This window comes from Cellulomonas sp. Root485, assembly GCF_001426705.1.
Taxonomy (GTDB): Bacteria; Actinomycetota; Actinomycetes; order Actinomycetales; family Cellulomonadaceae; genus Cellulomonas.
In genome coordinates, this window is sequence record NZ_LMFC01000001.1 from 1,130,271 (window position 1) to 1,141,986 (window position 11,716).

10 protein-coding genes are annotated in these 11,716 nt (G+C 71.0%); 3 read left to right on the forward strand and 7 right to left on the reverse strand.

Translation table 11 applies throughout. From position 1 onward, the window contains the following. Positions 1-343: 343 nt before the first annotated feature. Positions 344-1,768: a type I glutamate--ammonia ligase gene (gene glnA / locus ASD16_RS05190; RefSeq protein WP_055913707.1), complete on the reverse strand. Its 1,425-nt coding sequence runs from the start codon at positions 1,766-1,768 to the stop codon at positions 344-346. 167 nt (positions 1,769-1,935) lie between these two features. Then, a complete protein-coding gene (locus ASD16_RS05195; RefSeq protein ID WP_055913710.1) occupies positions 1,936-4,110 on the reverse strand; it encodes a glutamine synthetase III in 2,175 nt (724 codons plus the stop codon). Between the two features lie 133 nt (positions 4,111-4,243). Between ASD16_RS05195 and ASD16_RS05200 the strand changes: the two genes are divergently transcribed. Further along, complete coding sequence (locus ASD16_RS05200; RefSeq protein ID WP_055913712.1) at positions 4,244-4,744, forward strand: RDD family protein; 501 nt, start codon at positions 4,244-4,246, stop codon at positions 4,742-4,744. A gap of 4 nt (positions 4,745-4,748) precedes the next feature. Here ASD16_RS05200 and ASD16_RS05205 read toward each other — a convergent pair whose 3' ends face one another. The 5 genes from ASD16_RS05205 to ASD16_RS05225 are packed head-to-tail and all read right to left on the reverse strand — an operon-like array spanning position 4,749 to position 8,324. After that, on the reverse strand, positions 4,749-5,336 hold the full coding sequence (locus ASD16_RS05205; protein ID WP_055913715.1) for a bifunctional 2-polyprenyl-6-hydroxyphenol methylase/3-demethylubiquinol 3-O-methyltransferase UbiG: 588 nt from the start codon (positions 5,334-5,336) through the stop codon (positions 4,749-4,751). A gap of 7 nt (positions 5,337-5,343) precedes the next feature. Further along, a complete protein-coding gene (locus ASD16_RS05210) occupies positions 5,344-6,060 on the reverse strand; it encodes a DUF4191 domain-containing protein (protein WP_055913718.1) in 717 nt (238 codons plus the stop codon). Between the two features lie 41 nt (positions 6,061-6,101). Continuing rightward, positions 6,102-7,103 (reverse strand): lipoyl synthase, encoded by a 1,002-nt coding sequence (gene lipA / locus ASD16_RS05215; protein WP_055913721.1) that lies wholly within the window; start codon positions 7,101-7,103, stop codon positions 6,102-6,104. Between the two features lie 51 nt (positions 7,104-7,154). Then, entirely contained in the window at positions 7,155-7,814 is a 660-nt protein-coding gene (gene lipB, locus ASD16_RS05220) for a lipoyl(octanoyl) transferase LipB (RefSeq protein ID WP_055913724.1), read from the reverse strand. Positions 7,815-7,823: 9 nt separating this feature from the next. Further along, a complete protein-coding gene (locus tag ASD16_RS05225) occupies positions 7,824-8,324 on the reverse strand; it encodes a MarR family winged helix-turn-helix transcriptional regulator (protein WP_055913727.1) in 501 nt (166 codons plus the stop codon). Between the two features lie 50 nt (positions 8,325-8,374). On the opposite strand from ASD16_RS05225, the gene ASD16_RS05230 reads away from it, so the two are divergent. Then, entirely contained in the window at positions 8,375-10,651 is a 2,277-nt protein-coding gene (locus tag ASD16_RS05230; RefSeq protein ID WP_235523113.1) for an MMPL family transporter, read from the forward strand. A gap of 5 nt (positions 10,652-10,656) precedes the next feature. Beyond that, positions 10,657-11,682, forward strand: a complete 1,026-nt coding sequence (locus ASD16_RS05235; protein WP_055913733.1) for a Gfo/Idh/MocA family protein — start codon at positions 10,657-10,659, stop codon at positions 11,680-11,682. The last annotated feature ends 34 nt before the right edge of the window (positions 11,683-11,716 follow it).

Consider the following 11,716-nt stretch of genomic DNA (forward strand, 5'->3'; position numbering starts at 1 on the left):
TCGATCGACCCACGGTGAGCGAGGCATCCCCGCCGCGACGTGGGCCACGGGATGCCGGCGCTGCAGGTCACTGCCTCACGAGAGCCGGGTTTGTCGCGATCGCGGGACAGGCGTGGGTCTGCGCACGCCAGCCGTCTACGACGGGGTGAGCTCGCACCGGTCGCGCGATCAGCGTCCCGGCGCGCGTAGGCCGTGCAGGACGCGGAGCGTCCTCGAGGCCCCGCGGGAGGGGTCGCAATGCCGACTGGGTGGCAGACGCGCGGCACCCCCGCCACCACTGGGGTGACGGGGGTGCCATTCCTGCTGGTCAGACGCTCAGGGGAGCAGCCATGAGCGGTGACTGTCAGACGTCGTAGTACAGCTCGAACTCGTGCGGGTGCGGGCGCAGACGGATCGGGTCGACCTCGGCGTTGCGCTTGTAGTCGATCCACGTCGAGATCAGGTCGGGCGTGAAGACGTTGCCGGCCGTGAGGAAGTCGTGGTCGGCCTCGAGGCGGTCGAGAACCTCGCCGAGCGAGCCGGGAACCTGCTGGATGGCGGCGTGCTCCTCGGGGGGCAGCTCGTACAGGTCCTTGTCCACCGGGTCCGGCGGCTCGATCCGGTTCTGGATGCCGTCGATGCCGGCCATGAGCATGGCCGCGAACGCCAGGTAGGGGTTCGACGACGGGTCCGGCACGCGGAACTCGATGCGCTTGGCCTTCGGGTTCGAACCGGTGACCGGGATGCGGATGCACGCGGAGCGGTTGCGGGCCGAGTAGACCAGGTTGACGGGGGCCTCGAAGCCGGGGACCAGGCGGTGGTAGGAGTTCACCGTCGGGTTGGTGAAGGCCAGCAGCGAGGGCGCGTGCTTGAGCAGGCCACCGATGTACCAGCGCGCCAGGTCGGACAGGCCGCCGTAGCCCTTCTCGTCGAAGAACAGCGGCTCGCCGTCCTTCCAGAGGGACTGGTGGACGTGCATGCCCGAGCCGTTGTCGCCGAAGAGCGGCTTCGGCATGAAGGTCGCCGTCTTGCCGTTCTCGTGGGCCACGTTCTTCACGACGTACTTGAAGAGCATGACCTTGTCGCCGGAGATGGCGAGCTTGTCGAAGCGGTAGTTGATCTCCTGCTGGCCCGCGGTGCCGACCTCGTGGTGGGCGCGCTCGACACCGAGGCCGAGGGCGTCCAGCTGCAGGCTGATCTGGTCGCGGATGTCCGAGAACCCGTCGACCGGGGGCACGGGGAAGTAGCCGCCCTTGTAGGGGATCTTGTGGCCGAGGTTGCCACCCTCCTCCTCGCGGCCGGTGTTCCAGGCCGCCTCGAAGGAGTCGATGGAGTAGAACGACTCGTTCTGCTTCGTGTGGAAGCGGACGTCGTCGAAGATGTAGAACTCGGCCTCGGGGGCGAAGAAGGCCGTGTCCGCGATGCCCGTCGACTTCAGGTACGCCTCGGCCTTCGCGGCGACCTGACGCGGGTCGCGGCTGTAGGGCTCGTCGGTGTACGGGTCGACGATGTGGAAGTTGATGTTCAGCGTCTTCTCGACCCGGAACGGGTCCAGGTACGCGGTGCTGATGTCGGGGATGAGCTTCATGTCCGACTCGTGGATCGCCTGGAAGCCGCGGATCGAGGACCCGTCGAACATCTGGCCCTCGGTGAAGAAGTCCAGCTCCAGCGAGTACGCGGGGACGTTGAAGTGCTGCATCGTGCCGGGCAGGTCACAGAAGCGGACGTCGACGAACTTCACGTCCTCGCTCTTGATGAACGCCAGGACTTCCTCTGGCTTGCTGAACATCCGCTGCTCCTCGGTCGGTGGTACCCGTGGGGTCGGGCAAGGCGAGGTTACGAGCGCCTGGTTTCTCTGTCGTGTACCAAGTGTTTCGACAGCGTTACGGGGCCGTCCCTCGTGTAACGAATGTTGACCCTATGCCCTGGGCGTGGGTGTCGGTCATGCCCGTCTCATCACAGGATGAAGAGCATCTCCTGGTAGGTCGGCAGCGGCCACAGCTCGTCGGCGACCAGCTCCTCGAGCGCGTCGGCGGCGGCGCGGACGTCGGCCATCGCCGGCAGCAGCACGTCCCGGGCGTGCTCGGCCTCCGCGAGTGCCGAGTGGCCGACGTCGGACTTGAGCGCGGCGCGCAGGGTTGCCAGCCCGGCCCGGAGCGCGGTGATCGGCGCGCTCACCTCGTCGAGCGGCGCGATGTCCGCCTCGACGCCGGCGGCCTTGAGCGCCCCGATGTTCAGCGCGATCTCCGTCTGGTGCTTGACCGCGGCCGGCAGGATCGCGGTGGTGCCGATCTCCAGGGAGAGGCGGGCCTCGACCCCGATCGTGAGCGCGTACTGCTCCAGGCCGATCTCGTAGCGGCTGTGCATCTCGCGGTGGTTGAAGACGCCGTACCGCTCGAACAGCTCCATCGCGGACTCGGTGACGAGCTCGGGCAGGGCGTCGAGCGTCGTCTTGAGGTTGGCCAGGCCGCGCTGCTCCGCCTCGATCGGCCATTCCGCGGAGTAGCCGTCGCCGTTGAACACGACGTTGCCGTGGTCCGTGATGATCTGCGTGAGCAGGTCCTGCACCGCGGTGTCGAAGTCGGTTCCCGCCGCGACCGCGGTCTCCAGCACCCCGGCGGCGTAGTCGAGCGAGTCGGCCATGATCGTGTTGATCGTGGTCATCGGGCCGGCGACCGTCTGCATCGAGCCCGGTGCGCGGAACTCGAAGCGGTTGCCGGTGAACGCGAACGGGCTGGTGCGGTTGCGGTCGCCCGGGTCCGTCGGCAGCACGGGCAGCGTGTCGACACCGATGTGCATGACGCCCTTGCCCTTGGACGACGAGGCGGCGCCCTTGGCGATCTGCTCGAACACGTCCGCCAGCTGGTCGCCGAGGAAGATCGAGATGATCGCCGGGGGAGCCTCGTTGGCACCCAGCCGGTGGTCGTTCGTGGCGGAGGCGACGGACGCGCGCAGCAGCCCGGCGTACTTGTGCACCGCGCGGATGACGGCTGCGCAGAACACGAGGAACTGCGCGTTGTCGTGCGGGGTGTCGCCCGGCACCAGCAACGAGCCCAGGTCGGCGTTGCCCAGGGAGAAGTTCACGTGCTTGCCGGAGCCGTTGACGCCGGCGAACGGCTTCTCGTGGAACAGGCACTCCATGCCGTGCTTCTTGGCGATCGCCTTGAACGTGGTCATGAGCAGCTGCTGGTGGTCGGCGGCGAGGTTGCCGCGCTCGAACATCGGCGCGATCTCGAACTGCCCCGGGGCGACCTCGTTGTGCCGCGTCTTGGCCGGGATGCCGAGCTTGAACAGCTCCCGCTCGGTGTCCATCATGAAGCCCAGCACGCGGTCCGGGATGGCCCCGAAGTAGTGGTCGTCGAACTCCTGGCCCTTGGGCGGCTTGGTGCCGAACAGGGTGCGGCCCGCGTTCAGCAGGTCCGGGCGTGCGAGGAAGAAGTGCCGGTCCACCAGGAAGTACTCCTGCTCGGGACCGCAGAACGCCACGACGTTCTGGTTCTCGTGCCCGAAGAGCGTCAGGATGCGCGCCGCGTGCTCGCCCATCGCCTGCTGCGAGCGCAGCAGCGGGGTCTTGTGGTCCAGGGCCTCACCCGTCATCGACACGAAGACCGTGGGGATGCACAGGGTGTTCCCGTTCGGGTTCTCCAGGATGTAGGCGGGGCTCGTCACGTCCCACCCCGTGTACCCGCGTGCCTCGAACGTGTTGCGCAACCCGCCGTTCGGGAAGCTCGACGCGTCCGGCTCGCCCTGCACGAGGGTCTTGCCGGCGAACTCGGCCAGCGAGGACCCGTCGCCGACCGGCTCGAAGAAGCTGTCGTGCTTCTCGGCGGTCAGTCCGGTGAGCGGGTAGAAGACGTGCGCGTAGTGCGTCGCGCCCTTCTCCAGCGCCCAGTCCTTCATCGCGGACGCGACGGCGTCGGCGACGTCCGGGTCCAGCATGGCGCCGTGCTCGATCGTGGCGATCACGGACTTGTAGACCGACTTGGGCAGCCGCTTCTGCATGACCGTCTTGCTGAAGACGTTCAGGCCGAAGATCTCGCCGGGCGCCTCCGCACCGTTGAAGCTGATGGCGGGCGGCACGTAGGCCTCGACGTTCCAGATCGCCTCGCGACGCACGGCGTTGCCGCTCATGAAGACCCCTCAGGCAGGACTGGCGCCCCGGTGTGGTCAGCGGAGCAGGTGGGGTCACCGTACGAACGTCGGGTACCGCCGGTGTTTCCGGGGCGTTGCCGTCTCGCTCCCACGGGTCGCCTACCCTTCTGGGGTGGCAGATCGTGGGGACCTCAGCTCGTGGCTCGGTGGCGGACCGGCACCGGAACCCGGCAGCGGCCGCGGCGTTCGGCTGGGCCTGCCCGAGGCCGGACCCGGTGCGCTGGCGCCCCTGGGACGACGGGTCGCGGCGCTGGTCATCGACTGGGTGGCGTGCCTGGCCATCTCGGGCGCGTTCTTCGCGAGCGTGCCGGACGCGTTCCTGCTGAGCCGCGGCAACCCGTTGGCCACCCTCGGGATCTTCGCGCTGGAGAACGTCCTCCTCGTCGGCTCGATCGGTCACACCCTCGGGCACCGGCTCGTCGGGCTGCGGGTGCGTCGCGTGTTCCCGGGGCAGAAGCGGGACGACGCGGCGTGGGCGACGATGGCGCCCGGCTTCATCAGCGCGCTGGCTCGCACCCTTCTGCTGTGTCTCGTGGTCCCGGCCGTCGTCTGGGACTCGGACGGGCGGGGACTGCACGACCGCGTGGCGGGGACGGCGATCGTCCGGCGGTGACCGCTCAGGCGGGGGACTGCCAGACCAGGCTGTACCGCCAGTAGAGGTGTCGTCGCCAGCGCGCGCCCGGCAGGATCGACCGCGCTGCCGCCCGCACCTGGCCGTAGCTGTGCTCGGGGTCCCGCACCGGCGCGCCGTGCTCCCAGACCCCTCGTGCGCGGTCGGCCACCATCGCCGCCGGCACGGCCGCCAGGCTGAGTGCAGCGTCCGTGGGCGAGCCGACGCGGGCGAGCCCCACGACGACCAGGCGGCCGCCGGGGGCGACGAGGCTGCGCAGACGCCGCAGCCCGACGTCGAGGTCGAGGTGGTGCAACGTCGCGAAGCACGTCACCAGGTCGAACTGCTCGTCCCGCGGAACCTCGAGGACGTCGCCGACGAGGTACCGGAGGCTGTCGTCGGCCTGCGAACGGGCGCGCGCGACCTGGTCCGGGTCGAGGTCGACGCCGGTGACGCGCGCGACCCCGGACGCGTGCAGCTCACGCGTCAGCAGGCCTTCGCCGCAGCCGACGTCGAGCGCGCTCGATGCGCTGCCTGCGACACGCAGGGCGAGCCGGTGATAGTGGGTGTTGTGGTTCCAGTGCCCGTCGCTCATCTGCTGGTCAGCGGCCGCGCATGCCCTTGCGGTCGGGGCGTGCGCGCATCGGGTCGACGCCCTTCGGCACGGGGAGCCGGACGCCGCCGAGTGCGGTGAGCCGCTTGCTCACCTCGGCGACCTCCTGCTTGCTCAGCTTGGGGCGGAGCTTCTGGACGGCGCGCGGCAGCTTGCGCAGCGCGACCTGACCCTCGCCGTCGCCGACCTGGATGAGCGTGATCGGCGCACCGGAGATGACGCGGGCGGTGCGCTTGCGCTCCGCCTCGAGGAGCTTGGCGATGCGGGGTGCGGGGCCCTCGCCGACCAGGACGACGCCCGGGCGGCCCACGCCACGGAACACGAGGTCCTGCGTGCGGGGGTCGACGGCGACCGGCTCCTGCGTGAAGGTCCAGCCGCGGCGGATGGTGCCGAGCGCCGCGTAGGCCGCACCGGGCTGCCCCTCGATCTGCGTGTACGCGGCGGTCTCCGCGCGGCGGGCGAGGACGAACATCGCCGCGAGCAGCGCGAACGGGATGCTGAGCAGCAGGACGTAGATCACCGCGTGGACCAGGAACCCGATGACGAGCCCGAGCGCGACGATGCCGACGAACACCGCCAGGATGATCCAGGTGACCGCCGGGTCGTTCTTCCGGGTCATCTGGTACGCCTGCCACACCTGGTGGTACCAGCGGGTCTTCTTCACCTTGGGCGTCGATGCAGCGTCGGAGGTCTTGTCGCGGGCCATGGGCCCGAAGTCTACCGACGGATCGGGTCGTGCCTGACCCCTCAGCGTGCGAGCAGGCTCGCAGCCTCCTGGCGTGACGTCGTCGGCTCGGAGAGGTGCGCGAGGGCCTCGGGGATCGGTCGCCCGTAGCGTCGCATCGCCTGACCCCACAGCCGGCCGGCGCGGTACGACGACCGCACCAGGGGCCCGGACATGACACCCAGGAAGCCGAGGCGCTCGGCCTCGGCCGACAGCTCGACGAACTCCTCCGGACGCACCCACCGCGACACGGGGTGGTGACGCACGGACGGACGCAGGTACTGCGTGATCGTGATGAGGTCGCAGCCGGCCTCGTGCAGCTCGGCGAGCGCCTCGACGACCTCGTCGGTGGTCTCGCCCATGCCGAGGATGAGGTTCGACTTGGTGACGAGACCCTGCTCGTGCGCCCGGGTGATCACTGACAGCGACCGGTCGTACCGGAAGCCGGGGCGGATCGTCTTGAAGATGCGCGGGACGGTCTCGAGGTTGTGCGCCAGGACCTCGGGCTGCGACGAGAAGACCTCGTCCAGCAGCTCGGGCGTCGCGTTGAAGTCCGGGATGAGCAGCTCGACGCCGGTGCCCGGGTTGACCGCGTGGATCTGGCGGACGGTCTCCGCGTAGAGCCAGGCGCCGCCGTCGGGCAGGTCGTCTCGGGCCACGCCGGTGACGGTCGAGTACTTCAGGCCCATCGCCTGCACGGACGCGGCGACGCGGCGGGGCTCGTCGGCGTCGAAGTCGGCCGGCTTGCCCGTGTCGATCTGGCAGAAGTCGCAGCGCCGCGTGCACTGGTCGCCGCCGATGAGGAACGTGGCCTCGCGGTCTTCCCAGCACTCGAAGATGTTGGGGCAGCCGGCTTCCTCGCAGACGGTGTTGAGGCCCTCACGCTTCACCAGGCCCTTGAGCTCGGTGTACTCGGGCCCCATCGTCGCGCGCGTGCGGATCCACTCCGGCTTGCGTTCGATGGGCGTCTCGGCGTTGCGCGCCTCGATGCGGAGCATGCGTCGGCCATCGGCTGCGATCGTCACGCCGGTCAGACTAACCCGCCGTCGGGCCGACGGCTGCGGGGGAGTCGCGCGTCACACCGCGACGGCGCGGGCGTCGAGGATCGGGACCAGGGTGTCGACCAGGTGACCGCGGACCAGCGGCAGCACCTCGGCGATCGTCACGCGCCGACCGGTCTCCACCGAGAGCGACGTGACGTCGGCGTCCTCGATCCCGCACGGCACGATGCGGTCGAAGGCGGCCAGGTCGGGCTCGCAGTTGAGCGCGAACCCGTGCATCGTGACGCCGCGGGAGACGCGCACGCCGATCGCGGCGACCTTGCGCTCCCGTCGGGTGTCGTCGGCCGCGAACCAGACCCCGCTGCGCCCGTCCACGCGGATCGCGGTCAGCCCGAGGTCCGCGCACGTCCGGATGAGCGCCTCCTCGAGCACGCGCACGTAGCGGACGACGTCGATGGGCGTGGCGAGCTTCACGATGGGGTAGCCGACGAGCTGGCCGGGTCCATGCCACGTGATGCGGCCGCCGCGGTCGACGTCGACGACGGGTGTGCCGTCGACCGGGCGGTCCCAGGTCGCGGTCCGTCGGCCCGCCGTGTACACGTCCTCGTGCTCGCACAGCAGGACCGTGTCCTCGCGGGTCCCGTCGGCGACCGCCGCGTGCACCTCGCGCTGCAGCTGCCACGTCGGCTCGTAGGGGAGCAGGCGTGCACCGAGGTCGAGCTCGTCGAACCGCATGCGGTCAGGCTAACCCGGGGAGCCTCGAGGGGTGTCTGCGTCGCCGCCCTTGTCCGGCTCGCCGGCGACGACAGCGAGGAGCTGCCGCAGCTGCTCGGCCTGCTCGGGCGTGAGCCCACGCGTGACCATCGCCTCGGCGAGCTCGCGGTCGGACGCGACGAAGAAGGCGGAACGCCCCGCATCCGTGATGGTGATGACGTGCCGGCGCCGGTCGTCGTCGTGCGGCGTCCGCGTGACGTAGCCGCTGCGCTCCATCCGGGCGAGGACGCGGCTCATCGTCTGCTCGGTCACGCCGCTGGCCGTGGCCAGCTCGCGCTGCGACATGGGCGCCCGCAGGAGATGTGCCAGGACCGCCTGGCTGGCGTGGTTCAGGTCCCACGCGGCGAGGTGGGCGTTCCAGTCCCGTTCGACGCGGCGCGCGGCGGACGACAGGAGGCGGCCGACCGGCCAGTGCGCGGGGTCGGGCGAGGCCGGGTCGATGGACTGCGCCGCCCGGCTGTCCTGCACCACGTCCCTGCCTCCATTTGCTCATCGGAGCAATAGCCCCAATGATACTCAGCATGCTGAGTAATCGCCGGTCCACCGTTCTCCGCGCCGTGCTCGTCGGCGTCGCCCTGGTCGTGTGGCTCGGCATCGGGTCGGTCGGCGGGATGGCGCAGGGCAAGCTGTCGCAGGTCCAGACGAACGACGCCTCCGCGTTCCTGCCGTCGTCGGCCGAGTCCACCCAGGCCGCCGAGGAGAGCAAGGGCTTCGTCGACACCGAGACATTACCCGCGCTCGTCGTGCTTCAGCCCGCCGACGGCAGCGACGTCACCCCCGAGCAGCTGACCGCCGTGCAGGACTGGGCGCTGGCGTTCCCGGACGAGGCGCTGCCGCCGGGCAACGAGGGGACCTGGTCCGACTACCTCGTCGGTGAGGTGGCGGTCGTGCCGTCGGAGGACGGGGAGGCCGTGCTCGTCGCGTACTCGCTGGACGGCGCCACGGCGGACGAGCTGCTGGCCGAGGACGAGGGTGTCACCGAGTCGTTCGTGACGGCGTTGCGGGCATCCCTGGAGTCCGAGCTCGGCGCCACCGCCACGTCCGCCGGGGAGCTCGGGCTGCAGGCCTGGGTGACCGGCCCCGCCGGGTTCGTCGCCGACCTCGTCACGGCGTTCGGGGGGATCGACGGCGTCCTGCTGCTCGTCGCGCTCGGTGCCGTGCTGCTGATCCTCGTGCTGGTCTACCGCTCGCCGTTCCTGCCCTTCGTCGTGATCTTCACCGCTGTCTTCGCACTGTGCTTGGCGGGACTCGTCGTGTACACCCTCGCCGCGAACGGCACGCTCGTGCTCAACGGGCAGTCGCAGGGGATCCTGTCGATCCTCGTGGTGGGTGCGTCCGTGGACTACGCCCTGCTGCTGGTCGCCCGATATCGCGAGGAGCTGGCCCACGTCGAGCACCCCGCGCAGGCGATGGGGCGCGCCCTGCGGGCCTGCGTCGAGCCGATCGCCGCCAGCGCCGGCACCGTCATCGCCGGCGTGCTGTGTCTCCTGCTGTCCGACCTCGGCTCCAACCGCAGCCTCGGCCCGGTCGCCGCGATCGGCATCGCGTCCGCGCTGCTCGGTGCACTGACGCTGCTGCCCGCGCTCCTGCTCGTCTTCGGCAAGCACTCGCGCATCCTGTTCTGGCCGCGCGCCCCGCGCCCCGCTGCGGTCGTCGTCGCCCCGGAGACCGGGCACCCGCACGTCGACACGACGGTCGAGCCCGACCCCGCCGACGGGACGGGTCTGTGGCCCCGGCTCGCGCGGTTCGTCGGCCGCAAGGCCCGGCCCGTGTGGATCATCACGGCCGTCGCCCTCGGTGTCGGGGCGGCGTTCCTGCCCACCCTGAACGCGTCCGGGACCAACCAGGTCGACATCTTCCTGACCGACGTCGACGCGGTCGCCGGCGAGGAGGTGCTCGCCGAGCACTTCCCGGCGGGTTCCGTCCAGCCCGCGATCCTCATCGTCGACGAGGCCGACGTCGACGCCGTGACGGCCGCGGCCGAGGGCGTCGACGGCGTCGAGTCCGTGACGCCGTACACGGGAGCCCCCGCTGGAGCGCCTGCCGGCGACGCCCCGCCGCTCGCGGTCGACGGACGCGTCCGTCTCGACGTCGCGACGACGGCGTCCGCCGACACGCAGGCCGCCGTCGACACCGTCGAGGACCTGCGCACGGCCGTCCACGAGGTCAGCCCGACCGCGGTCGTCGGTGGCGCCGCCGCGGAGACGCTGGACACCAACCTGGCCAGCGAGCGGGACCTGCGCGTGATCGTCCCGGTCGTGCTCCTGGTCATCGGCGTGATCCTGATGTTCCTGCTGCGGTCGGTCGTCGCTGCGGCGCTGCTGCTCGCCGCCAACGTGCTCTCCTTCGCCGCCGCGCTGGGCGTCTCGGCCATCTTCTTCAACCACGTCTTCGGCTTCGCCGGTGCCGACCCGGTGGTCCCGCTGTTCGCGTTCGTGTTCCTCGTCGCGCTCGGCGTCGACTACTCGATCTTCCTGATGACGCGCGTCCGTGAGGAGTCGCTGAAGGTCGGGACGCGCGCCGGCGTGGTCCGCGGGCTCGCCGTGACCGGCGGCGTGATCACGTCGGCGGGTGTCGTGCTGGCCACCACGTTCGCCGCGCTCGGCGTCATCCCGCTCCTGTTCCTGGCGCAGATCGCGTTCATCGTCGCGTTCGGTGTGCTGCTCGACACGCTCGTCGTCCGCAGCCTGCTCGTGCCGGCGCTCGTGCACGACCTCGGCCGCCGGACGTGGTGGCCGAGCGCCCTGTCCCGGCACCAGGAGCACGGTCTGCACAAGGTCGCACCCGACCTAGAGTGAGGCGCATGGAGGCGCTGCGGGTCGGGCTGGTCGGGTACGGGGGAGCGGGCCGGGGGATCCACGCCCGGCTGCTGCGCGAGGCCGGTCAGCAGGTGATGTGCGTGGTCACGCGCAGCCGGGCGGAGCAGGTCGAGGCGGACTGGCCCGGCGCCCTCGTCGTCCCCGACGTCGACGGTCTCCTCGCGCATGCTGACGAGCTCGACCTCGTGGTCATCGCCAGCCCGACGGGTGAGCACGTGGCGCACGTCCTCGCGTCGCTCGACGCCGGGCTGCACGTGCTCGTCGACAAGCCGCTGGCCACCACCGCCGACGACGCCGAGCTGCTGGCATCGCGCGGCGACGGGCGGCTCACCGTGTTCCAGAACCGCCGCTGGGACCCCGAGCAGCTGACCCTGCTCGGGGTGATCGCGAGCGGGGAGCTGGGCACGGTGCACCGGTTCGAGCGGCGGTGGGAGAGGTTCCGTCCCGTACCGCAGGACCGTTGGAAAGAGAACGACCCGGACTCGGGCGGGCTCCTGCTCGACCTCGGCGCGCACCTGGTCGACTCGGCCGTCCAGCTGTTCGGGCCTGTCGCGCAGGTGTACGCCGAGCTCCACGCTCGCACCACGCCCGCCGTCGACGACGTCTTCCTGGCGCTCGTGCACGCCGCCAACGGCGTCGTGAGCCACCTGCAGGCCGGCGCCGTCGTGGGTGCCCCCGGGCCGCGCACGCGGGTGCTCGGTGACGGTGGCGCGTACCTCGTGACCAGCTTCGAGGGCGAGCCGACCCCGTTCGGTGCGCTCGACGACGCCTACGAGGAGACCCGCCGGCCCGGCGAGGCCGTGCACGAGGGCTGGCTGGTGCGTGGGGCCGACCGTCAGCCGGTGCCGCAGGCCGCCGGAGGGCACGTCGACCTGTACCACGCGGTCGTGCGGTGGGTCGTCGACGGAGGCCCGCCCCCGGTCGACCCGGCCGACGCGGCCCGCACCGCCCGGGTGCTCGACGCGGCGCTGCTGTCGGCTGCCGAGCGCAGGGTGGTCCAGCTGTCCTGACGCGGCCTGTGGACGACCGCCGACCGGGGTGAGC